Annotated in this window: 18 protein-coding genes; 5 read left to right on the top strand and 13 right to left on the bottom strand. The window is 35.9% G+C overall.

Going from position 1 to position 26,309, the window contains the following annotated elements; translation table 11 throughout:
* The 3 genes from HOG71_04925 to buk all read left to right on the top strand — a co-directional run.
* Positions 1-2,454: T9SS type B sorting domain-containing protein (locus tag HOG71_04925; GenBank protein ID MBT5990175.1), on the top strand; the 2,454-nt coding region annotated here is incomplete at its 5' end.
* A 129-nt stretch (positions 2,455-2,583) separates the two neighbouring features.
* The gene (locus tag HOG71_04920) at positions 2,584-5,949 is read left to right on the top strand and encodes a methylmalonyl-CoA mutase family protein (protein MBT5990174.1); all 3,366 of its coding nucleotides are present in this window, start codon (positions 2,584-2,586) and stop codon (positions 5,947-5,949) included.
* 21 nt (positions 5,950-5,970) lie between these two features.
* Positions 5,971-7,044 carry a butyrate kinase gene (gene buk / locus HOG71_04915; GenBank protein ID MBT5990173.1) on the top strand — a complete coding sequence of 358 codons (1,074 nt, stop codon included), beginning with the start codon at positions 5,971-5,973 and terminating at the stop codon, positions 7,042-7,044.
* Between the two features lie 52 nt (positions 7,045-7,096).
* On the opposite strand, the gene HOG71_04910 is transcribed toward buk, so the two are convergent.
* The 9 genes from HOG71_04910 to HOG71_04870 all read right to left on the bottom strand — a co-directional run bounded on the left by HOG71_04910 (position 7,097) and on the right by HOG71_04870 (position 17,583).
* A complete protein-coding gene (locus tag HOG71_04910) occupies positions 7,097-8,116 on the bottom strand; it encodes a pyruvate carboxyltransferase (protein MBT5990172.1) in 1,020 nt (339 codons plus the stop codon).
* Between the two features lie 29 nt (positions 8,117-8,145).
* Positions 8,146-8,802 (bottom strand): CoA transferase subunit B, encoded by a 657-nt coding sequence (locus HOG71_04905; GenBank protein ID MBT5990171.1) that lies wholly within the window; start codon positions 8,800-8,802, stop codon positions 8,146-8,148.
* 65 nt (positions 8,803-8,867) lie between these two features.
* Positions 8,868-9,560 (bottom strand): CoA transferase subunit A, encoded by a 693-nt coding sequence (locus tag HOG71_04900; protein MBT5990170.1) that lies wholly within the window; start codon positions 9,558-9,560, stop codon positions 8,868-8,870.
* A 26-nt stretch (positions 9,561-9,586) separates the two neighbouring features.
* Entirely contained in the window at positions 9,587-10,456 is an 870-nt protein-coding gene (locus HOG71_04895) for a hydroxymethylglutaryl-CoA lyase (protein MBT5990169.1), read from the bottom strand.
* 57 nt (positions 10,457-10,513) lie between these two features.
* Positions 10,514-11,656, bottom strand: a complete 1,143-nt coding sequence (locus HOG71_04890) for an acyl-CoA dehydrogenase (GenBank protein ID MBT5990168.1) — start codon at positions 11,654-11,656, stop codon at positions 10,514-10,516.
* 186 nt (positions 11,657-11,842) lie between these two features.
* Entirely contained in the window at positions 11,843-12,853 is a 1,011-nt protein-coding gene (locus HOG71_04885; GenBank protein ID MBT5990167.1) for a T9SS type A sorting domain-containing protein, read from the bottom strand.
* A gap of 44 nt (positions 12,854-12,897) precedes the next feature.
* Positions 12,898-15,054, bottom strand: a complete 2,157-nt coding sequence (locus HOG71_04880; GenBank protein MBT5990166.1) for a biotin/lipoyl-binding protein — start codon at positions 15,052-15,054, stop codon at positions 12,898-12,900.
* 84 nt (positions 15,055-15,138) lie between these two features.
* Positions 15,139-15,930 carry an enoyl-CoA hydratase/isomerase family protein gene (locus HOG71_04875; GenBank protein MBT5990165.1) on the bottom strand — a complete coding sequence of 264 codons (792 nt, stop codon included), beginning with the start codon at positions 15,928-15,930 and terminating at the stop codon, positions 15,139-15,141.
* 45 nt (positions 15,931-15,975) lie between these two features.
* Positions 15,976-17,583, bottom strand: coding sequence for a methylcrotonoyl-CoA carboxylase (locus tag HOG71_04870; protein MBT5990164.1), 1,608 nt, complete (start codon positions 17,581-17,583; stop codon positions 15,976-15,978).
* Positions 17,584-17,849: 266 nt separating this feature from the next.
* Between HOG71_04870 and HOG71_04865 the strand changes: the two genes are divergently transcribed.
* Complete coding sequence (locus HOG71_04865; GenBank protein MBT5990163.1) at positions 17,850-18,983, top strand: acyloxyacyl hydrolase; 1,134 nt, start codon at positions 17,850-17,852, stop codon at positions 18,981-18,983.
* Positions 18,984-18,993: 10 nt separating this feature from the next.
* Here the strand turns inward: HOG71_04865 and HOG71_04860 are convergent, their stop codons facing one another.
* From HOG71_04860 to HOG71_04845, 4 genes are all read right to left on the bottom strand, one after another.
* Entirely contained in the window at positions 18,994-19,689 is a 696-nt protein-coding gene (locus HOG71_04860) for a hypothetical protein (protein ID MBT5990162.1), read from the bottom strand.
* A 47-nt stretch (positions 19,690-19,736) separates the two neighbouring features.
* Complete coding sequence (locus HOG71_04855; protein ID MBT5990161.1) at positions 19,737-20,417, bottom strand: hypothetical protein; 681 nt, start codon at positions 20,415-20,417, stop codon at positions 19,737-19,739.
* A 402-nt stretch (positions 20,418-20,819) separates the two neighbouring features.
* The gene (guaB, locus tag HOG71_04850; GenBank protein ID MBT5990160.1) at positions 20,820-22,295 is read right to left on the bottom strand and encodes an IMP dehydrogenase; all 1,476 of its coding nucleotides are present in this window, start codon (positions 22,293-22,295) and stop codon (positions 20,820-20,822) included.
* Between the two features lie 147 nt (positions 22,296-22,442).
* On the bottom strand, positions 22,443-25,769 hold the full coding sequence (locus HOG71_04845) for a hypothetical protein (protein MBT5990159.1): 3,327 nt from the start codon (positions 25,767-25,769) through the stop codon (positions 22,443-22,445).
* A gap of 284 nt (positions 25,770-26,053) precedes the next feature.
* On the opposite strand from HOG71_04845, the gene HOG71_04840 reads away from it, so the two are divergent.
* The coding region (locus HOG71_04840) for an OsmC family protein (protein MBT5990158.1) at positions 26,054-26,309 on the top strand (256 nt) is incomplete at its 3' end.

The following is a 26,309-nucleotide window of genomic DNA, read 5'->3' as shown; positions in this document are numbered from 1 at the left end:
ACATTGGATAGTGTTAACCACATTTATTTAAACCCGGATACATTCGAGCTAACTTTAATAGCAGAAACCGCTTTTGGTTGTAGAGATACGGCCAGCAAAGAAATTATTGTTCTTCCTAGTCCTGAAGCAAATTATTCGATAAATGACAGTTCACAGTGTTTGAATGAGAACTTATTCAACTTCACCAACCTTTCAAACCTCACAGGTTTTGAAAACCTGTTAGGTTTAAATTATAAATGGGATTATGGAGACAACACCAGTTCAAGCGACACCAGCCCTACAAAAACCTTTAGTACTTACGACACTTTCAATGTCCAGCTTGTAGCTATTTCACAAGATGGTTGCAGAGATTCGGTTTCAAAACAAGTGCTGGTGCTAGAATCGCCTCAGTCAGCATTTACAATAAACAATTCAAACCAATGCTTCAATAATAACCTTTTCCTGATGAACTTTTCCAACCTTTGGAACTTTGGAAAAGTTGTTTGGAATCTGGGTGATAGTACTATTTCTACAGATAGTTCAGTCAATCACTCTTACAAATCGGGAGGCATCTACCCTGTTCAAATGATAATCGAAAATCAGCAAGGCTGTGCTGATACAGCTATTAAAGTTGTCACTGTGCATCCCTCACCTATAGCTGACTTTAGCATTAATGATTCGGTGCAATGTTTTAATGAAAATCTTTTTCTATTCAAATCCCTGACAGGGTTTGGAACCCTGTCAGGGTTGAATTATAAATGGGACTTTGGTGATAATACAATTTCAACAGATACTCACACAGTTAAAACATTCAGCACCGTAGATACATTTACAGTTCAATTACTGGCTGTTTCACCTGATGCTTGCAGGGATTCTATTTCCAGGCAAGTTGTGGTTTTGGAATCTCCAAAGGCAGGAATTGGTGTAAATGATAGCAGTCAGTGTTTATTAGAGAATGAGTTTCATTTTTTCAACCTAACAGGTTTGAATCAAGCTGTTAGTTTTAATTATAGCTGGGGATTTGGAGATTCTACACAATCACAGGATTCCAGCCCCTTAAAAACCTATCTACATGCTGATACTTTTCCTGTTTCATTGATACTTACAACTGATTTTGATTGCAAGGACACTGCATACAAAGAAGTCTTCGTGAGGCCCATGCCTAAAGCTGCCTTTATTATTGACAATCCATCACAATGTTTAAGAGAAAACAACTTCAACTTTATAAATGCTTCCAGTATCACCACTGGAGCTTTAGCCTATCAATGGTATCTCAACGACAGCCTGTGTAGCGACAGCCAACATTTTTACAATTTATCCATTTTACAATTTGGCAATTTTCCCATCAAACTCCTCGCTGAAAGCGATTACCATTGCCTCGATTCTATATCACAAACAATTTATATTCACCCCATGCCAAAGGCTGATTTCAGTTATAGTCTCCCTTGCCTCGAAAAAGAAATTCAATTCTCTGATAAAAGCAGCATTCCACAAGGAAGTATCAATAACTGGAAATGGTATTTTACGTCCAATGATAGTTCAGCCCTACAACATCCTGTTTTTGTGTTTAACAATTATGGCGATCATTCTGTAAAACTTATCACAAGTTCCGATTCGGGATGTGTGGATACGATTTCGAAAACAATCACAATTTATGATCATGCAGCTGCTGTGGAAATGGAACGAGTGACGGTGGTGAATAATCGTTTCAACCTGCTGGAATGGAAAGATCCTGCTTCTCCTATTGTTTCCGGCTATCAAATTCAAAAATCCACCAACTTCGGAAACTTTACTGATTTCAAAACCTATCCGAAAGACAGTTTACATCTTACTGATTTTGCGGTTTTTCCTGATCAAAGCATTTATACCTACCAGCTTTTAACAAAAGATAGTTGCGGACACAGCAGCGAAGCTTCCAACATTGCCCAAACAATTCTGCTGCAACTGGATAGTTCTGAAACCTTTAGCATGCTCACCTGGTCGGCATACGAAGACTGGAAACAGGGCATTCAGCGTTATGAAGTGCAAATATTTAATGAAAAAATCAAAAACTGGGCTCAATTGGAAAGTTTTGTTTTTCCTAACGAATTCACTGACTCCATAACAAAACTCAGCCAATCGAACTATTGCTATCGTATTGCTGCATATAGGAATAATGATGAATTGCAATCACACTCTAATGTTGTTTGTGTGGATACACGAATGAACCTTTTTGTGCCCAATGCTTTTTCTCCAAATGGTGACGGAATAAATGATCATTTCCAAATAAAAGGTGTTTTTATCAATGAGTTCAATATTCAGATTTTTAACCGTTGGGGCGAAAAACTATTCGAAAGTGATGATATGAATATGAAATGGGATGGATCATTCAATGGACGCATTTGTCCTGTTGGAATTTATTATTATCAAATACTGGCAAAAGGATCAGAAAATCATAATAACCAATTGTCAGGCTCAATTAGCCTGATCAGATAAATCTGAATGCTTGTAAAAAATCCTTTCAAGGCTTAACAATCCTGGGTACTCAACACAAGACTTTCCCTCACTTTAATTATATTTGCTACTTAATATTTTAAGGTTTTCCTTTTAAACTTGCTTTCACCTATGTTGACTATTTATAAACCCAAAAATCATATACGAATTGTAACAGCAGCCTCATTATTTGACGGCCACGATGCTGCCATTAATATCATGCGTAGAATTATTCAGGCTTCAGGAGTAGAAGTAATTCACTTAGGTCATGATAGATCAGTTCAGGAAATAGTCGATTGTGCAATTCAGGAAGATGTTCAGGCAATTGCTATCACTTCTTACCAAGGTGGTCACATGGAATTCTTTAAGTATATGTATGACTTATTGAAAGAGCAAAACTGCGAACATATAAAGATTTTTGGCGGTGGCGGTGGAGTGATTCTTCCTGATGAAATAAAAGAACTCCAAGCTTATGGAATAACGCGCATTTATTCCCCAGATGATGGACGCACGTTAGGTTTACAAGGCATGATTAACGATTTAATTGAGCAAAGTGATTTCCCTACTGGGCTTAATCTTAATGGAGAATTAAAAGAAATTGAAGAAAAAAATGTTCGTTCGATAGGTCGAATAATATCTGCAGCAGAGAATTATCCTGAAAGTATTGTTGGATTTATTAATAATATAAAAGAAAAGAAGCTTTGCAAACAATCTCCTGTACTGGGTATTACGGGAACAGGTGGTGCAGGAAAATCTTCCATGGTAGATGAGCTGGTCCGAAGATTTTTGGATGACTTTCCTGAAAAAACAATAGGAATTATTTCTGTTGATCCATCCAAACGAAAAACAGGTGGAGCCTTGTTGGGAGACAGAATTCGTATGAATTCAATTCATAATCCCAGAGTTTATATGCGCTCTTTGGCAACACGACAGTCTAATCTTGCCATGAGCAAATATGTGCAGGATGCAGTCTGTGTTTTGGCAGCGGCAAATTATGATCTCATTATTTTAGAACCCTCTGGAATTGGACAATCCGATACTGAAATCATCGATCATAGCGATGTTTCATTGTATGTAATGACTCCAGAATATGGAGCAGCAACTCAGCTGGAAAAAATTGATATGCTGGATTTTGCAGATGTGATTGCTTTGAATAAATTCGACAAAAGAGGGTCGCTTGATGCACTAAGAGATGTTAGAAAGCAATATCAGCGAAACCATCAATTGTGGGAACAGAAAGTGGAAGAAATGCCTGTTTACGGTACAATTGCTTCTCAATTCAATGATCCTGGAGTCAATGAATTATACCGAGCAATTATTAATACTGTTGTTAAAAAAACAGGAAAAGATTTCGAAAGTGGAATACAAGAAACCGATGAATTATCAGAGAAAATTCATATTATTCCTCCTAACAGAGTCCGTTACCTTTCTGAAATTACGGATACCATACGTCAGTATAATAAATGGTCTGAAGATCAAGCTGAGATTGCACAAAAGCTTTATAATTTAACCGAATCAATTTCACTTTTAGCTGAAACTGATCATGCAGAAGCAAAGAAGAGTTTGGAAACTCTTGCACAGTCAATTGAGCTTGAACTTGACAGGAAAAACAAAATGATACTTGATGGCTGGGAAGAAAAAACTGCCTGCTTTCAGCAAGATGAATTTGTATATAAAGTAAGAGATAAAGAAATTAAAGTTGAAACATTCACCAAGTCGCTTTCTCATTCAAAAATTCCCAAAATATCCTTTCCAAAATACAAAGCTTGGGGTGATATTTTAAAATGGATTTTGAGAGAAAATTTCCCAGGTGAATTCCCCTATGCAGCTGGTGTTTTTCCTTTCAAACGTGAAGGAGAAGATCCGACCAGAATGTTTGCTGGTGAAGGTGGACCTGAAAGAACGAACAAACGGTTTCATTATGTTTCAGTAAATATGCCTGCCAAAAGGTTGTCTACTGCCTTCGATTCAGTAACCTTATACGGTCGGGATCCTGATCGCAGACCTGACATTTATGGAAAGATTGGTAATGCCGGAGTTTCTATTTGTTGCCTCGATGATGCAAAAAAACTCTATTCCGGCTTTGATTTGGTCAATCCAAAAACATCTGTATCGATGACCATCAACGGACCTGCTCCTGCGATGGTGGGTTATTTCATGAATGCAGCCATTGATCAAAATTGCGAGAAGTACATTATTGAGAATGGACTTGTTGATGAAATCAATAAAAAGATTGAAGCCATTTTCAAAGAAAAAGGAACAAAAAGACCAGCTTATCAAGGAAAACTTCCTGAAGGAAATAATGGTTTAGGATTAATGCTTCTAGGTGTTTGCGGAGAAATGGTTCTTCCTGCTGACGTTTATAGTAAAATAAAGGCCGATACTATTTGTGCAGTGAGAGGAACTGTTCAAGCTGATATACTAAAAGAAGACCAGGCACAAAACACCTGTATATTTTCTACCGATTTCTCTCTGAAATTGATGGGCGATATTCAGTCCTACTTTATCGATAATTATGTCCGGAATTTCTATTCTGTATCCATTTCAGGGTATCATATTGCTGAAGCAGGTGCAAATCCAATTAGTCAGCTAGCCTTTACATTAGCAAATGGTTTTACCTATGTCGAGTACTATTTGTCAAGAGGAATGAACATCGATGACTTTGCTCCTAACCTATCATTCTTCTTCTCCAATGGAATTGATCCAGAATATTCAGTATTGGGCCGAGTAGCCAGACTGATTTGGGCCAAAGCCATGAAAATGAAATATGGAGGAAATGCCCGTTCTCAAATGCTCAAATATCACATTCAAACTTCAGGTCGCTCCTTGCATGCGCAGGAAATAGATTTCAATGATATCAGAACGACTTTGCAAGCACTCTATGCCATATACGACAATTGCAACTCATTACATACTAATGCCTACGATGAAGCGATAACCACTCCAACCGAAGAAAGTGTTAGGAGAGCAGTTGCAATACAAATGATCATCAATCATGAATTGGGTTTAGCTAAAAATCAGAATCCATTACAGGGTTCTTTTATTATTGAAGAACTTACTGATTTAGTGGAAGAAGCAGTTATGGCAGAATTCGATCGCATCACAGAAAGAGGTGGAGTATTAGGTGCTATGGAAACCATGTATCAGCGAGGTAAAATCCAAGAAGAATCCTTGTATTATGAAACATTGAAACATACAGGAGAATTGCCAATTATGGGAGTAAATACTTGGTTATCTTCAACAGGCTCGCCTACAACCATACCCGGAGAAGTAATCCGAGCTACGGAAGAAGAAAAAGAATATCAGATTGGCATGCTTGAACAACTTCACCAAACCTATCAGCAAGAATCAGAATCCATATTGGTAGAATTGAAAGATGCGGCCATTAAGAATAAAAACATTTTCAATGCATTGATGGAAGCAACAAAAGTATGCTCGATAGGCCAGATCACCTCTGCTTTATTTGAGGTTGGTGGACAGTATCGTAGAAATATGTAAACTAAAAAAACAGCAGTATTTATGAGTCGATTTAGAATTTTGGTGGTAAATCCGAGAACTACGTTTACAAAAATTGCAATCTTTGATAATGAAGAGCTTGTTTATCTAAATAAAGTAAATCACACGCAGGATGAACTGGATCTGTTTCATAATATTCTCGACCAGCATGAATACCGCAAGAATATAGTATTAAAAGAACTACAAGAAGCTGATATTGCTGCTGAATCCATTCATGCAGTGGTCGGACGAGGAGGATTGATAAAACCTGTTAAATCTGGTGTATTTGAAATAAATGACCATTTGATCGAAGATTTAACGAATTCACCAGTGGGTGAAGATTCTGTTAATTTAGGTGGACTGATCGCTAAAGATATTGCAGATTCATTATCCATAAAAGCCTATACCTGCGATCCTGTTGTTGTTGATGAATTAGACGATTTAGCACGAATAGCTGGACATCCGGATTTTGAGCGCAAATCAGTATTCCATGCTTTGAATCAAAAAGCTGTGGCCAGACGCTACGCAAATTCATTCAGCAAAAAAGTCGAAGAATTAAATCTTATCGTTGCGCATATTGGCATAGGAATAACAATTGGGGCACACCATTTCGGACGTGTAATTGATGTCAATCAGGGCTATGATGGAGAAGGCCCCTTTACACCCAAGCGAAGTGGCACATTGCCCATGGGGGATTTGATTCGGATGTGTTACAGTGGCCAGTTTAGCGAAGAAGAAATGTTGAAAAAAATAACTGGTAAAGGTGGTATGACTGCTTATTTTGGAACAGATGATATGAAAGAAATTGCCATCAAAGCCCAAAATGGAGATAAAGAAGTTAAACTTATTTTTGATGCAATGGCTTACCAGGTTTCTAAATACATTGGAATGATGATTCCTGTATTAAAAGGAAATGTAGATGCAATTCTGTTAACAGGAGGTATTACTAATAATAAGTATTTCGTTGATCAAATTATTGAGCGTGTTGAAAAAATAGCTTTAGTTCATGTATATCCTGAAGGAGATGAAATGGAATCTCTGGCTAAAAATGTTTTAGCTGTTTTAAGAGGAGAAAGAGACACCTTATTGTATGAATAAAAAAGCCCCTGAATAATTAAATATTCAAGGGCTTTCAAAATTATTTATGTATTTATCCCCTACCTGATAAACTTTTAGGGATTCTTCCGTTACGAATAGATTCAGAACGTAATCTACGGCCAACTATACGCTCAACCATATTTCCAATTTCCAAAACTTTATCTACATCTACTCCGGTGTCGATGCCCATTTCGTCCATCATAACCACCATATCTTCTGTAGAAACCAATCCTACGATATTTGGATCTTTGTAATAATATGCACCTGTACCACTCACCGGACAATCATCTACAAAGTTGGCAGGTTGACCACCAATACCACCCATACAAGATTCATAATTAGTCATACCAGCTTGTAATGCGGCTAAGACATTTGCCAATCCCCAACCACGTGTAACATGAAAATGAACAATATGTTTTTCAGGGTTTTGGAAATGATCCATAAGCATGGAGAAATATCGATAAACACGATCAGGCGAAGCAGAGCCATCATGATCGGCATGTTCCACATCAGTAGCTCCAATATCTAACCATCGTTGAGTAAACTCTATCGCTTTTTCCAATTTTGTAGGACCTTCAATTGGGCAACCCCAAATTGTACTTACGGTACCATTGACTTTCATTCCTGCATCTCTACACTTTGGAATCCATTCTTCGCACATTTTCCAGTACTCTTCTAAAGTCAAACCTGAGTTTTTCTTATGATGTGATTCACTAGTGGAAACCATTACCAAAATACGGTCGGGTCCCCATCCTTCTTTATAAGCATTTATTGCTCTTTCAATTGCACGCTCGCGAATTGTTACAGCTGTCAATTTCACTTCTGGAAGCAAATGGGCAATTTTTTTACTTTTGCGAATGCCCTTAAACACTTCATCAGCATCTCTAAATTGAGGCATTCCTTTAGGATTGCCCATATTGGTTACTTCAATATGTTTAAATCCAGCTAAAAGCAATTGCTCTGATAACCAAATTTTTGCTTCAGTTGAAATGAATTTTTCTTCGTGCTGAAAACCATCTCTTACGGTTATATCACCTATAGTAACCTTCTTCGGGTAATTAAATTCTGCCATAATCTTAATTTATTTTTGATTGATAATATTTACAAACTCATTTCTGGAATATCACCTGCAATAACCAAAGTTCCAGCAGTTGCATTCTTAATTTCTTCAACACTTACGCCAGGAGCTCTTTCCATTAAATGAAAAGCACCGTCTCTTACTTCAATAACAGCCAGGTTTGTGACGATTTTTTTCACACAACTCACACCTGTTAAAGGCAATGTGCAATCCATTAGTAATTTTGAATTTCCTTCTCTATCTGTATGTTGCATAGCAACAATAATATTCTTTGCAGCAGCAACTAAGTCCATTGCTCCTCCCATTCCTTTAACTAATTTGCCAGGAACTTTCCAGCTAGCAATGTCACCATTAACGGTAACTTCAAATGCTCCGAGTACCGTTAAATCTACATGTCCACCTCGAATCATGCCAAAGCTATCAGCAGAGTCAAAGAATGAAGCACCATCTAAATATGTAACCGTTTGCTTTCCTGCATTAATGAGGTCTGCATCTACATTTTCTTTCTTGGGAAATGGGCCAATACCCAATAAACCATTTTCAGAATGCAAGGTTACATCCATTCCCTCAGGAATATAGTTAGCAACTAGTGTAGGAATTCCGATTCCTAAATTAACATAATAGCCATCCTGAAGCTCCTGTGCTATTCGTTTTGCAATTCCGTTTTTATCTAAACTCATTTTATATTCGTTTATTCGTTAATTATTTGATAATTAGCTCATTAACTAATTACCTCATTATCAAATTAATCAGATGTTGTTTCAAATTCAATCTGCTTCTTATAATCAGTTCCTTGGAAAATACGCTGAACGAATATACCATGTGTATGAATTTGATTTGGGTCTAATTCACCGGCAGGTACTAATTCTTCAACCTCTGCAATCGTAATGATTCCGGCAGCTGCCATCATATTGTTGAAGTTATTTGCCGTGTGTCGATAAATAAGATTTCCTTTGGTATCTCCTTTCCATGCTTTTACAATGGCAAAATCTGCTCTCATCCCTAATTCAAGAATATGAGGTTTCCCATTAAACTCCCTGACTTCTTTATCACCCTGAACTTCTGTGCCGTATCCAGCAGGAACAAAAAAAGCAGGAATACCAGCTCCACCAGCACGAATTCTTTCTGCCAATGTGCCTTGTGGTATTAAATCTACTTCTAGCTCGCCACTTAAATATTGCCTTTCAAATTCTTTGTTTTCACCTACATAAGATGAAATCATTTTCTTTATCTGTTGACCTCTCAACAATTTGCCTAATCCAACATTATCAATCCCAGCATTGTTTGAGATACAGGTTAGGTTTTTTATGTTTGCGTCCACAAGGGCATCTAAACAATTTTCAGGTATTCCACATAAGCCAAATCCACCAAGCATGATATCCATGCCATCCTGAATTCCTTGAATTGCTTCTTGTGCATTTTTTACAACTTTCTGCATATGTATCCTATTTTATTTTCAAATTTTTATTTTGTAAATGTAAATAATTCTGCTGCTTTAGATTTTGCTTGAGCAAAAGCTTTACTATCAATATTAGTATTTATTTTATTTATATCAAAATAATTAAATAGATCAATAGTATTTAGGTTTCCTACCATTTCATGTTGGGTCATTGGACAACCTCCCAGACCATTCAGCACTGAGTCAAAGCTCCAGCAACCATTGTCATATGCTGCCTGTATTTTTGGTTCCCACTCAGACTGCTTAGTATGCAAATGCAATCCAAAATTAATAGCAGGAAACTTAGGTGGAATCTTTTTAAAAATCTCTGTAATTATTTCAGGGGTTCCAACACCTATTGTATCAGAGAAATTAATTTCCTGAACACCCTTTCTCAAGAGTATATCAGTATATTCTTCAATTATATCAATACTCCATGGATCTCCATATGGATTCCCAAATCCCATAGATAAATAAACCATTAGTTGCCTATCTTTCTTATCGCAAGTTTCTAATAATGAGTCAATTGTTTCTAAAGATTTTTCAATAGTCGAATTGATATTCAGTTTTAGAAATGTATTTGATACAGAAAAAGGATAACCTATATATGAAAGATTTGAGTGGCCACATGCTATTTCCATTCCCTTTACATTTCCAACAACAACGAGTAGTTTGGTATTGGTTTCAGACAAATCAAGAGATTGAAGGACCTTTCCAGTGTCTCTCATTTGAGGTATTGCTTTTGGAGAAACAAAACTTCCAAAATCAAGGATGTCATATCCTACCTTTAATAAAGATTGTATATAATCTATTTTCTTTTCAGTTGGAATGAAAGTTTTCAGCCCCTGCATGGCATCACGAGGAGACTCAACCAGTCGTAATTGTTTAATAGTCATTTAGTTTAATAATTTTTGGTGGCGAAGAATTCCTCTTTTCTCTAAACTCTTTGCCTTCTAGCAACCAATATATCTCGAAATTACCAATCTCTGAATTTCAGATGTTCCTTCTCCAATTTGAAGCAAGCGTTGGTCACGATAGAATCTTTCAATGGGATAATCTTTCATGAGACCATAACCTCCATGAATCTGAACAGCTTCATCAGCAACTTGTTTGGCTATTTCTGAACAATAAAGTTTCGACATTGCAGCCTCTTTAGCAAAAGGTAATTTGTTGTCTTTCAACCAGCACGCTTTATAAAGGAGATTTCTTGCCAATTCAATTTTTGTTGCCATATCAGCTAATTTGAAAGCATTGATTTGGAATTTGCCAATCGGCTTACCAAATTGCTTTCTTTCTTTACTGTAGTTCAATGCAAGTTCAAAGGCACCTTGAGCTAAGCCTAAACCCATGGCAGCAATGGATAAACGACCGCTATCTAGCGTAGCAAGCATGATTTTAGAACCTTCACCTTCTTTACCCAACATATCTTCATCTCGGACTTTACAATCGTCAAAGTATAGTTCAGCAGTATCTGATGCTCTCCACATCATTTTACCGTGCATAGCAACAGCCTTAAATCCTGGAACATTTCTTCTAACAATAAAGTTGGTGAAAGACTTATTTCCTTTTTCGTCTGTACTGGTTACCGTTTGAGCTGTTGAACCTATTGAGATTTCAGATGAAGCATTCGTTATAAAAATCTTTGAACCATTGATGACCCATTGATCCCCAACTTTAACTGCTTTCGTTTTTGATCCTCTTGAATCTGAACCTGCATCGGGTTCCGTTAAGCCAAATCCCCACAAGGCTTTGCCTGTGCATAGTTGAGGAAGCAATTCTTCCTTTTGTGCATCGGTGCCATAATAATAGATTGGCCCTAAACCTAATGAATTATGTGCTGCCAAAGTAGCAGCTTGAGAACTGTCTATCCGAGCTAATTCTTCAACTGCAATTATGTAGGAAAGTGTGTCTAAACCTTGTCCCCCATATTTCTCAGGTATATACATCCCAAACAATCCCATTTCACCAATCATATTGGTTAATTCGATTGAAAATTCAGCTTTTTCATCTAATTCCTGTGCTCTTGGCTTTATTTCCCTTTCGGCAAAATCTCTAACTGTACTTCGTATCAGTTCATGCTCTTCTGTAATGTACATATGTAATCCTTTTAATTTTGATTTTAATTTAATTCAGAAATCTGTTAATTTAATACAGATACAACGTGTGCAAGATAATTAAATTTATAGGAAGAGCAAAGAATGAATACATAGTTATATCATGCAGATTATGCCATATGTTTTTTTCTTATAAAAGGGACAATAAAGGAAATTAAACGGATGAGATTAGTTAATTATCAATTTTCTCACAATAATCTGATTTCCTGTGTCAATTTTCAAAACGTAAACTCCATTTCCATAATCGCTGATATCCATTTCCAATAAATTTTCACCTGAGTTGATTTGTTTTGACTGAACTAATCTTCCTTCAGAGTTAAGTACGTCAATGGTTTTAATATCATTTGCTTTTATGTAAAAAAGACCACTTGAGGGATTTGGAAAAACCACAACATCTTCTTTATTGATTTCTTTAATGGAAGAAGTTTTACAGGCACCTTTTAATACATATTGCTGTTCTCCTCCATTGCTATGAATGGTCATTGCAATCGAGTCAGGAAAGTGATCCTCAGGCTTATAAATGATCTGAAAAGTATAATCATATAATCCGAAAATTTCAGTGCCCGGAATAAAATCTGTTATAAAATCACTACTTGAAATTCCGCTTATTGAATTTAGGGTCAATAATCCATTTCCGAAATTTGTAATTGTAATGGACATTGTATCAGCATCACCTATTAGTACTGAATCGAACTCAAGAAAGGTATCTGAAACAGACATGATTATTGGTCGAATGGAATCGGTTAATGGATACCCAGCACTGTACCATCCGACTATACCTCCTAATACATTATACAGGATTTTAAACTGTTTGCTTTTCATCAGGTTAAATGCATTGCTACTCCTGCCCCCTGATGCACAATGAATAAGATAGATTTTATTCTTGTCCAGTGTGTTTAGCATACTATCAAAAGAAGGAGAATTGTAATCTAATAATACACCATTCCACAGATGATAAATGTTAAATTCATTGATTGATCTTACATCTAATATGACAAAAGCAGGATTTGATTTATTATACTGAATGATGGAGAAAGCACTATCTACATCAATATGAGCATGAATAGTATCTCCCGAACGATAATTTTGAGCATATGAACAAACAGCTAATTGAAAAACAAAAAATAATAGCACACCAATCCGAATACTGACTCGCGTACAAAATGATTCAACTGTCATATTTTTCAAGTTTCAACATACAAGGTTAATACAAAAAGCAATTTCTACTCCAGCACAACCATTACCTGCCCACTATCAACCATATCATTTAAGGCTACTTTCACTTCTTTCACAACACCGGCTATTTTTGTTTCGATATTGTTCTCCATTTTCATGGCATCAATAACAACGATAACATCGCCTTTCTTTACTTCATCTCCTTCTTTCACATTCAGTTTGAAGATTTTACCTGGAATTGGTGCTGCAATTACGTTGGCTTCTGAATCTAAACTACTATCACCACTGGCCTCAGAAAGTTCGGTTGCTAACATATCTTCCCGAAGCAGGCAAAACTCGCTTTTATTAATGTTTACTTTAGTTCTATCTTCACATGGAGCAAAGGAGGCATAAAACTTTTTATCACCTATTGAAAAATCAACTTCAGCTTCACTTACATCAATCAGTTTCGCTTGATAGAGTTCTTCCTGAATAAACAATTCATACTCAGCATTTCCCTTCTGACGAATGTCAATTACAAAAACGTCTTCTCCATGTTTCACATCAATGCTATTGATTTGCCTCCAAAATCCAATATTATTCCAAACAGAGTCTTTTGTTTTTGCTTCAGCAACATTTTGATTTAACGAGTGCAGCAAGAATCCTGTAATGGCTTCGTGCAATCCAGTTTCATCTTTGCTATATGAACTGCGATTAGGTGCTTGTTTTGTATTCATGGAAACAACATTTTTATTATCTTTTTCTGATCTTTTCTTTTCAACATCGGCTTCAAAGCGTTCTTTTGCTACACCTGATTTATATTCACGGTACTGATCTTCATGCATGGCAAACTCCAACAATTCTTCATCATCCTCACCATATTCCCAGCCTAATTCATCCATTTCGGCTCGGTATTTATCCAATACATCAGGATAATTATCTTGCGGAATTCCCTTATAAAACTCAAAACCTTTTTCATTGGCAAGATCCACCAGCTCGGAATCTAATGTGCCGGGTAATGTTCCTGCTTTCCCTAATATCATGTCCCATGTGTTTTTGTCAACCATGGAAAATCGTTTTTCGCCTTTCGACATTTGGAAAACATTCATCAAAGCAGTATTTTTCACATACTGACTGAATGGAGTTACCAATGGAGGATAGCCAAGCATGGGCCAAATGTGTGCAGTTTCTTCAAACATTTTAACCAGTAAATCATCTTCCGATAATTCATTTTCGCCTTGTGCTTTTAAATTCAAATTGATTGCCTGATGCATACCTTTTAGATCAGCCATAAGCGATCCCATCATTCCTCCGGGTAAGCCCGATTGAACTAGTAAGGAAGACATTCTGCTGTTTTTGGGATCAATGTATAATCCCAAGAAATCATCAATAAAATCTTGAGTCATGGCACGTGCTTCCATATAAGCATTCATGTTGATTTCAGGAACAATAAATCCATCATCTTTCAGCATTTCCTGAATAGTAATGACATCAGGATGAACCATTCCCCATGAAAGAGGTTCCATGGCTACATCAACATAATCGGCTCCTGCTCTCGCAACTTCCAGCATTGAAGCAACAGAAAAACCGGGACCTGAATGACCATGATATTGAACAATTATATGTGGATGTCTATCTTTTATCGCTTTGGTAAGCTTACCTAATGTTGAAGGTCGACCAATGCCAGCCATATCTTTCAGACAAATTTCATCGGCTCCGTATTCAACAACTTTATCGGCAAGTTTTACATAATAATCAACAGTATGTACTTCTGATTTTGTGATACTCAAAGCAGCCTGAGATATCATACCTGCTTCTTTCGCATATTTAATCGACAATTCCAAATTGCGATGATCGTTTAAACCACAAAAAGATCTGGCGATGTCAGTTCCTTGAGCTTTTTTCACCTGATACATTAACTTTCTAACATCTTTTGGAACTGGAAACATGCGAATTCCATTCAATGCGCGCTCAAGCATATGTGTTTTAATTCCTACATCATTAAATGGCTGAGTCCATTCTCTAACGGCTCTATTAGGATTTTCACCATATAACAAATTAACCTGTTCGAAAGCTCCACCATTGGTTTCAACTCGATCGAAACAGCCCATATCGATAATCACAGGGGCAATGCGTTTTAACTGGTCAACACGTGGTTGATATTTGCCAGATGATTGCCACATATCGCGGTATACTAAACTGAATTTTATTTCTCTTTTTGTCATTCTTTTTGGTTTAAGGTTAGAAACTTACAGGTTGGAATCATATTGTATTACTTGATCAACCTTCAATTTTCAACTTTTTATCTTTCAATTTTTAACCCAATTCGGTTTTCTCTTTTCCAGAAAAGATGCCATTCCCTCCTGCCCTTCATCAGAAGCACGTAATTCGGCAATCATTTTAGCTGTATAATCGATTGAATCTTCAAAGGTCAATTCGTTAGCAACATCATAGATTAATCGTTTACAGGCAGACATGGCATCGGGTCCACTTGTCATTAATTGTTTGATAATTTTTGCTAAATACTCATCTAGTTCTTCAGCTGCTAATGATTTATTGACCAATCGATATTTCTCGGCTTCAGCACCCAGGAATCTTCTTCCGGTTATCATTAAATCTCTGGCACCCGATTCTCCAATTCGCTTGATCACATAGGGTGAGATTGTTGCAGGTGCAATACCCAGTTTTACTTCACTAAAAGCAAACTTGGTTTCGTGATCACAATAAATCATATCACAGGAAGCTAATAAGCCGTTTCCACCACCAATAGCTGCACCATGAACCACTGCAATTGTTGGTTTCGGACAGGTATAAATAACATTAAAACATTTGGCCAGTTTCAAACTATCCTGATAGTTTTCTTCAAAGCCAAACTCTGCAATACCTTTCATGTAGTTCAAATCGGCACCGGCACAAAATGACTTGCCTCTGCCTCTCAATAAAATCACACGTGCATCGGGGTATTCACTAATGTTTGAAAAAAAGTCAATAATTTCTCCAATCATTTCAGCATTTAGCGCATTGTGAACTTCAGGTCTGTTTAACCAAAGTGTTCCTACACTATCCTGTATTTCAAATTCGATATTTCGATATGTCTTCATCAACTATTAATTTAATGCTTAAAAATTATTGAATCCTTTTTCAAATTACATTCTGAATACACCATTATTATGATCTGGGAATTGCTTGTTCATCGACATGGCAATACCCATAGCAATAACTTTTCGTGTATCCGTTGGATCAATAATTCCATCATCCCAAAGACGTGAAGTACTGTAATAAGCTGAACCTTCATGATCGTATTTTTCAGTTATTGCTTTATACATTTTATCAATTTCTTCCTGGGGCATTTCTTTTCCTTTGGACTTATACTGATCTTGTTTTACAGTAATCAGAACATTAGCAGCTTGCATTCCACCCATCACAGAGATTTTTGCATTTGGCCACATAAATAACAAACGTGGACTAAAAGCTCGCCCGGCCATACCATAGTTTCCGGCACCAAATGATCCACCGAATAAAACGGTAAACTTTGGAATCTGTGCATTTGCAACAGCATGTACTAATTTTGCTCCATCTTTGGCAATGCCATTTCTTTCATATTCTTTTCCTACTATAAAACCGGTAATGTTTTGAAGAAAAACCAATGGAATTTTACGTTCTGTACAAAGCTCAATAAAATGAGTCCCCTTTAATGCTGATTCGTTAAACAATACTCCATTGTTAGCAATAATTCCAACTGGCATTCCCATGATACGAGCAAAGCCTGTAATTATCGTCTTTCCATATCTTTCTTTGAATTCATGAAATTTTGAACCATCGACTATACGAGCTATGATTTCCCTAGGGTCAACCATTTTCCTCAAATCAGTTGGAGCAATACCATATAATTCTTCCGGATCGTAAGCAGGCTCTTCAATAGGTGCTAAGTCTAAGACCTGTTTAATAGGATAATCCAGGTTTTCAAAAATATTTCTACAAATCTGAATAGCATGCACATCATTTTCTGCCAAATGATCAGCAACTCCTGAAATAGATGTATGTACATCAGCTCCTCCCAATTCTTCAGGAGTAACTACTTCGCCTGTAGCCGCTTTAACTAAAGGAGGTCCACCCAAAAAGATGGTTCCCTGATTTTTAATTATAATGGTCTCATCACTCATGGCAGGAACATAAGCTCCGCCTGCTGTACAAGAACCCATAACTATAGCAACCTGAGGAATTCCCATGGCTGACATGCGGGCTTGATTGTAAAAGAAACGACCGAAATGTTCTTTATCAGGAAATACGGTATCTTGTTCAGGCAAGTAAGCACCACCAGAATCAACCAGATATAAACATGGCAATTGGTTTTCCATTGCAATTTCCTGAGCTCTCAAATGCTTCTTGATTGTCCAGCGCATATAAGTACCACCTTTCACAGTAGCATCGTTAGCAATAATGACCGTTTCGCGGCCATGAATAACACCTATTCCTGTTACGATTCCTGCTGATGGAAATCCATTTTCATATTGATCATATGCAGCAAGTGGCGATAATTCTAGGAAAGGAGTATTGGGATCAATTATTTTATTGATTCGCTCTCTGGCCAATAATTTACCTCTCTCTTTATGCTTCTTGACAGTTGCTTCGGAGCCACCTTGAGAAACTTTTCTGAGGATTTTTTTATAGGCATCCAATTGTTTTAAAAAGGCTTCTTTATTTTCCTTAAACTCTTTGGAATTTACATCGATTTTGGATTCTATCTTAAACACAGTAATTGATTTAGTTAATTGTTAATTAATTAGCATGATCTTAATGGTGTGTAAATTATGAAAATATATAGACATCTAGAAATGTTTATCAGCAGTATATATAAATTGATAATTATTCCTCGTGCTAAGTGCTCATGTTCTTTTTTATTGTTCTTGATTCTAATGTTCATTTTTCAATTAAATTGCAATGAGTTAATAAGTTTGGAATTCATAAATAAATCAAGCAGTCCTGTAAACTATTTGATTTTTAAGTTGTCCTTAGTAGTATGAAAAATATTAAATTCATTCTCATATTCCTTTTTCTTCAAGGAGTATGTTTAGCACAGAATGAATCGGCAAAATTAAAAACCAAAGACTATATATTCCTCAGCCTCAATTATCACCAGGGTACAATAATGCCTACCAATCCTTTTGTAAAAGGAGAAAATGAAACCGGATTACCAATTGATAAATACAGAGGAGCATCATTTAAGCTGGGTTGGCAAAACCCCGGATATACGCAATGGCAAAAGGTTTATCATGCCCCTTATTATGGCATTGGTTTTTGGACTGGAGATTTTTATTCAAGAGAATTAGGTAATCCGATGGCCATATATGGATTTTTAGGAATCCCACTATTTCGATTAAAATGGATGGAGTTATATGCTGATCTTCAATTTGGAACGGCCTGGCACTGGCGCTATTATGATTCAATTACAAATCCAAATAATATTGCTATTGGAGGAAGTATGACTGTTTATATTGATGTGGGCTTGAATGCATTTGTTCCGCTTAGTAAACGGCTAGATTTAGGTGCAGGTTTGACCTTCTCTCATTTTTCTAATGGTGGTTTTGAACGACCAAACAGAGGATTAAATATATACTCTCCTTCTATAGAATTAAAATATCATTTAAGAGGTCGTCCAGAAACCAGTGGATTACCAAAAGCAGAAAAGGAAACAAAAACACATGATTTATACCTCATGCTTGGTTATGGTGATCATCAGCTGACTGAGCACGAGTTGGATACAAATTATTTTGCTGTGGGTGGAATCAGTGCTTTTTATCAACTTCGCCATTCCAATGCATGGCGATCTGGATTAGGAGTCGATATGAATTATTGGTGGGGTTTAAATGCCAATCCTGATGGAACTCCGGGGCCAAGGAATCTGGAAAACTTAACATTTGGTTTGATCTATCAACCTGAATTGATTATTGGAGACCTTTCACTTGTACTTGGAATAGGAATGTATGCTCGAAATTATAGGTATGGCAATTGGAACCAATTTTATCAGCGTTTAGGTGTGAATTATAGGATATATGATAACCTTACTTTTGGGGTAAACATTAGAGCTGTTAATTTTATGTTAGCTGAGTTTTTAGAGTTTAATTTAGGCTATCGAATTAAGTGGACTAAATAATCAAACAGCATTATTTTATATCCTCAAAGGTTTTTTTTATAACTTCATTGTATGCTACAACTGATTTTTTTTTCTTCTGATGTCCTCCAATATTACACGAAATACCTACAACCATCATACCTCCAATAATACTAAGGCCCCTTTTTGTTACTGATTGTTTAGTTGCACCGGGAATCAAATCCAAATTGTTTTGAGCATAGCCTGTTAGGAACATCATCCCAATCTCAAGCCAGGTTAATGTACTTGCGACACCATGCAAACCTACACCTCCATTAAATAGATTAAGTGCTTCAGGACAATTTGCATATATACTTCTAACTTCAGCATTTGTCAGTTTTACTTTGTTTTTTTTTACTCCTAGCTTATATGTAAGGTATTCAGGTGCTTTAGGGACAGAAGCTTTGGGGCTACTAGATACAATGATGGAATCAGTTTTTGGAATAGGATTTTTATTACTTTGTTCTGTAAAAACATCTTTAGACCCATTTTGATATTTTATCATAAATACCTTTGACTTTTCAATTGTATATACCGGACCTTGCTGATTCTCAAATTTCTTATACTTAATTATATTAATTCCCACTTCCTTAACGATACTTTGAATTTCATCCCCTGTATTAAGAATTATTAAATCCTGAGAATAGCAATTTCTACTAATCATAGTAAACAATAAAACAAGGCTAGTAATGATGATTCTTATTTTCATATAATTTTGTCAGAGTTTAAAGTGCTGGCCAGCACATTTTATAATTTCTACTCAATGTTATTAATCATAGAATTGTACAAATCAACTGTCTTCCTAATATTATTATTACCAACTCCTTGAATAACCCAAGAAGTTATTTGAGTGATAGCTGCTCCTATCAAAAATCTTTTAGCAATTTCATTTTTAGTAGTTAAGTCAGACACCTTTGTAGTTTTATAAATTCCAAAACCAAGAACTCCTAGGCTTCCCCATGACAAAACTTCGCCTACCGATTTCTGTCCTTTCCCTTTATCATATAACTTTTTTATCTCAGGATACTCATTAAAAATATCGCAGATTTGCTGATCAGTTAGCACAATATTTTCACTTCTTATTCCTCTTTGGTATACCAGTGATTTCTGTGCTTGCTGAACAGAACCAGAAGGTTTTGGAGAAGGAGCATTTGCACCACTATTTACATCCTTTTCTTCAATTTTAGGTTCTTCAGTAAATACATCTTTAGAGCCATTTTGATATTTGATCATAAACACCTTTGATTTCTCAATGCTATAAATTGGACCCTCCTGATTATCAAATTTTTTATAGGTGATTGCATCAATGCCTACCTCCTTGACAATACTCATTATCTCATCTCCAGTTTTTAATACAATAATATCCTGAGCATAGCTGTGAATTGAAATAGTGACATTTAGAAGTAAGAATACTAAAAATATAATTCTAGTTTTCATAATATGATGTCAGTGATTTTAGTGCTGACTCCGCACATTTTTAATTTTGTAGACCCAAATATTTATAAACTCATTTAAAGTTCAATTCTTTTAAAGTGTTCTTTCTGTGACAAATCGCGGTTATTTATCAATTCACCTTACTTTAAATATCTGGCTTTATGGGTCAGGTATAAACAATTGGGGTGATCCCTACAAAAGCATTGATCATATTGTTTTCAAAAGAAACACTCCGCCAATTTACAGAGAAAGTTATTAATTTCAATCAAGATTAATCCTTTTTTTCAAGTAGGCAAATCAATAAATCTCTGGAGGTACAGCAAACATCTGCTTATTAAATAATATCAAAACAAAAAACCCGACAATCAAATGAAAGTCGGGTTTATACATTTAGTCAAGAAAGAATTATCTTGGACTATAATTCGGAGCTTCTTTGGTAATCATAATATCGTGTGGATGACTTTCGCGCACACCTGCCGGTGTTATGTGAATAAAACTAGCCTGTTGCAAATTTTCAATAGTAGCAGAGCCCGTATAACCCATTCCTGCTTTTAGTCCACCAATAAATTGATATAAAACTTCATTCAATGTGCCTTTGTAAGGAACACGACCAACAATACCTTCAGGAACCAACTTGCTAATTTCTTCTTCAGGATCCTGAAAATAACGATCTCCAGAACCTTTTTTCATGGCTTCCAAAGATCCCATTCCACGATAATGCTTGAATTTCCTACCTTCATAAATTATTGTTTCACCGGGTGCTTCTTCAACACCAGCAAATAAGGAACCTGCCATTACACTGCTTGCTCCTGCTGCTATCGCTTTTACGATATCGCCTGAGTAGCGAATACCACCATCGGCAATAATAGGAATACCCGTATCTTTTAGGGCTTCAGCACATTCATAAACAGCCGTTAATTGAGGAACTCCAATTCCTGCAATAACACGCGTTGTACAAATGGAACCCGGCCCGATTCCTATTTTTACTGCATCAACTCCAGCCTTTACCAAAGCAAGTGCGCCTTCGGGAACTGCGACATTTCCACCAATTAACTGAATATTAGGAAACTTCTTTTTAACACTTGCTATCAAATCGAGAACTTTTTTGGAGTTTCCGTGAGCAGAATCTACACTTAATACATCGACACCAGCATTTACTAATGCTTCTGCATGTTCCAGTGCATTTTCTGTAACACCTATGGCAGCACCCACTCTTAATCGGCCATACTCATCTTTACAGGCAAGTGGATGATCTTTTGTTTTCTTAATGTCGCGTAAAGTAAACAAGCCATGAATTTTGCCCTCACTGTCAATAACAGGTAATTTCTCTACCTTGTGATTCTTTAATATTTCTTCAGCCTCTTTAATATCTGTACCAGCAGGAGCTGTTATTAAGCCAGCTTGTCCTGTCATAACCTCTCTTACATTTCTCGAAAAATCTTTTTCAAAAAAGATATCTCTGTTTGTTAGTATGCCGACAACTACCCGATTATCGTCTACAATGGGGATTCCTGATATAGAATTTTCGGTCATTAACTGAATGGCTTCGCCAATTGTAGCTTCTTCATTTAAAACAATAGGATCCTGGATTACACCGCTTTCCGATCGTTTAACCCTTTTGACCATTAAAGCTTGTTCTTCAACAGACATATTTTTATGAATAATACCGATGCCCCCTTCTCGAGCAATTGCAATGGCCATAGCTGTTTCAGTTACCGTATCCATAGCTGCTGAAACAAAGGGTATATTGATATCAATATTTTTTGTCAGTTTCGTTTTTGTATTAACTTCTCTGGGTAGTACTTCCGAATAAGCCGGAACAACTAATACGTCATCATAGGTTAGACCTCTCCCAATAAATTTTTTACTTTCTTCTATCATTTTGGGGAAATTTTAAAGTGTTGTACCATGTGCAAAGGTAGAAAAAAAGATAAAAGACTTGAAAATAAAGATGAAAAGATTTAAAGAATAAAAAGATGGAGGAAAATTAATAAAGAGTAAAAAGCAATGAGACCGATAGAAGAGAATCTAGTTTGATAAAATTCTGAAGTACTCTTTAACTTTAATGCGATAATAGGGTGTTAGATTGGGAGGAACATTTTGCAACAATTCAATTTCCTTTTCTTTGCTTTTAATGTATTCTTCTAAACTAGGAGGCTTCTGATTAAACATTTCCCGGGCAGATTTCGATTCACGTTTCTCCTCTTTACCTTGTTCTTTTTCTGCTTTTTCTGCTTCTATCAATCTAATTTCAATTTCTTTTTGGCGTTTAAGCGTTTCCTCTGTAATATTTTTATTGACAATATCCTCTTCAGTTTCTTCCATTAGCTTTTGAATCTCACTGAGGTTTCCAAAAGGATTTGTTCCATCTTTATTTTTCTCTTCGTCCATTTTGCGTAAGGCATTTCGAAGCATTTCCTGCTTAGCTGCCATTTGTGCCATTTGTTTGCTCATGCTTGGCGATGGTTTACCATCTTTCATTTCCTTTAATTGCTTATTCAGCGATTCCTGCATTTGACGAAGACTTTCAAAGTCTTTTGATTTTTTCTTTCCGGGCTTTTTTGTTTTCGATTTGCCGCTACCTGATGTCATTTCCTGTTGCATTTGTTTCAATAATTCGCTTAACATCAAGGCCACATTATTCATGGAAGTCATTGCATATTGTTGCTTCCCCCGAGCTTGAGGAACAAATCGATCTGAAAGTAAATCCACAACCTTTTCCATATTGTAATTAATATCATTTACTTCCTTATTTACATAAGCAGCAATCATAGGCAATTCCTTGCTGAGCGCAAATAAACTATCCTCTATCATCCGCATATCGTCTTTGAGTTTTTTCTGTTGATTGGCAAATTCAATATAGCGCGGATTGGTAGTATTTATATTGTTTAAGTCGGCAATTAGTTTTTCCTGTTCAAAAGATACATACATCAGGTTCTCCAGAATTCTTCTGAGTTTTTCGTAATTAATTTCCAGACTTTTCATTTCCATATCCATTTTCATGGATTTCATTTTTCCAGCTAATTCTTTCATTTTAGCTGCTGCATTTTTCTGACTTTTTGAAGACTTACTTTGTTTCCCTTCTTTCATCTCTTCCAAACTTTGCTCCTGCTCTTTCTTGATTTCCTCTTGCTCCTCATCCATGTCTTCCATTTCATTCGGATTTTCAAGTTCTTTATTGAGTTCTTCTAACTTATCCATTTCCTCTTCAAGTTCTTTAAACTCTTCATTCAGCTCCTCCTGCTCCTTTTGAAGTTGTTCTTTCTCCTCCTTGCCTTTTGGATTTTCTTCACTTAATTGGTCCTGCTTTTCTGCAAGTTTTTCCAGCTCGTCAATTATCTCATCTGTTTTTTGTTCAAACTCCAAACGCTTATAAAGTTCCAGCATACGATCTAATTCCTTTTCAATATCTTTCTCACTCTGATTGAATTTCTCTAGTTCTTCTTGTATCTCATTTTTTAAATTTTTATCCATGAGTTTTTCCAGTTCTTCATACAAATCTTTCAATTCTTGTGGAATTAATTGCTCAAATTTCTCGTATAATTCCTTGTACTTTTCCAAGGTTTCCTTTTTTATATCCTTGTATTCATCCTGTTTTGTAACATTTTCAACATACTTCTTCTTAAGATCCTCAATTTGCTCCTCCAATGCTTTTTGCTCTTCCAGAATTTTTTCAATGAATTGTTTATCTTCCCATTCCAATTGTTTGTCGTCAACTAGTTTCTTCTGGGCTTCTTTCATATCCTCCTGCAGTTTCTTTGCTTTATCCACTACATCGCGCATACCTTCTTTTAATTCATCACTCAATTCTTCTGTTTCGATCTTTAATTGCTTTTTTGATGGAGATACAAAATAGAATCGCTGCGAAGTAGAAGATTTTTTTCCGTGGATACCGTCATTATCCCAGACTTCAAAATAGTACTCCAGCTCTTCTTCTGCTTTTATACCTAAATCATTAATATCAATACTATGATAAAACTCCTGCGTAATATTTTGATTACTGATTAAAATCGCTTTTACAAATACTTTATTAATTTTTGAACTATCCTCTGTTGTGGTGTATTTATAATTGAAAGTGAGTTTACTTAATCCGTAATCATCCGAAATATTACCTGCAAAAAAGAAATACTTTTCATTTAAAGAATCTTGTTGCGACTGCACATAAATTCGAGGATAAGCATCAGGAATAATATTAATGTAAAACTGAGCAGTATCTTTATTTGTCAGGTATTTATTAGAAGAAGTAAGTTGATAATAATCGCTTTCTTTCAGGTATCTCGAAATCTCAAACTTGTTTTTTGCTTTACGTTTTAAGCTAAAAGTTGTATCACTAAAGCGAACAAATAAATTCTCTACATCCTTTGTCATAAATTCCCATCTAACGGTACTTCCTTCAGCTATGGTTAAATCGCCACTATTCAAAATAATTTCATCAGCTTTCCCAATATATAATGGATAGCTAATGTGCATCTTCATTTCCATAAGCTCAGGTTTTGCAAGAGCTTTTACTTTGTATGATTGTGAAGCAAAATCACCACTCACAAATTTGAATGAGAATGCTTCTCTCACACTTTTTACAGTATAGTTAAAATGTGCTGCATCCTTTATTTGCATCAAATAATCACTTCCTTTTATTTGGATATAAACCTTAGCAGGCAAACTTTCGCCATCAACTTTTAACTTAATTTTAAAATCCTCACCCTTAATAGCTGTCAGGTCGTTATTCAACAGACTGAAAGAGAATGGCATAGGTTTTTCAAAAAACTCATTGTGCTTAACAATTCTGTTTGAGCTTTCTGTAAATACTTTTGGCGTTCCAATTAATAATACGACTATGATGACCAGTGGTATGATTGCATATTTAAGGTATTTCTTATTCTCCAATAAATTGATAGCATTCAAAAAAGGAATTGGTTTCAATTCTTCGGTTTTCTGCTGAATACTGGCCTCAACTAATGTTTGGTTGTAAGTATTTTGATTTTGAAACTGCTTAAGCTGCAACGTATTTAACAACTTATCATTTACATCAGGAAAGTGCTTACCAATGATTTCAGAAGCTTGTTTATGTGATAGAACCGATCCAATTCTATAAAGTTTAAGAACAGGGATTAACACATATATTACAAGAAGAAATAAATTGATCAATATGTAGGAATAGAATATAAAGGTTCGGATGAGTATGCTAAAATGACCAAAATATTCAAGAATAGTAACCAGAATAAACGAAGCCAACAAAATGGAAATAGCTAAAATCAGCCCTTTATACATTTTATTTTTATAATACTTTCGTATGAAAGTATCCAGCTTGTTTAGCAGATCAATATACTGATCATTATGTTTTATTTCGCTAACCATTTCAAGGGCAAATATAAGGCATTTAGGGTATGGAAATTCTGCAACAAATGCGCAAAACCAGTGCCAGTTGGGAAATGACAAGTGCCATAGGTGAGCTAGTGCTAAAAATTTTCAGATAAATAATGCAGTTGAAGTTTTGTTAAAAATCTAATTCCAGATATTTACGACAATCAAGTACTCCAGTTACATTAAATACTTTAGGCAATTATTAACTTCTTAGCCATATTGGCAGTACAGCAAAGGGCATTAAATTTGTCAATTATGAAGCAATTAAATAAAATAGAATGGCAAACATTACAATGAAGCATGAGGAAGGGATGTCTTTCTCAACTGATATTAACGGACATAAATTGGTTATTGATTCAGCCGAAGAATTTGGGGGAACTGACAAAGGCCCCAGACCTAAACCACTTATTTTAGCAGCCTTAGCAGGCTGTACAGGCATGGATGTGGCATCAATGTTGAAAAAAATGAAAGTTGAATACGACTCATTCCAAATTCATGTGGATGCAAATATGACTGATCAACATCCTAAAGTTT

The organism is Bacteroidota bacterium (genome assembly GCA_018698135.1).
In the GTDB taxonomy this organism is placed as follows: Bacteria; Bacteroidota; Bacteroidia; order CAILMK01; family JAAYUY01; genus JABINZ01.
This window is presented reverse-complemented; position numbering and strand designations above follow the sequence as displayed.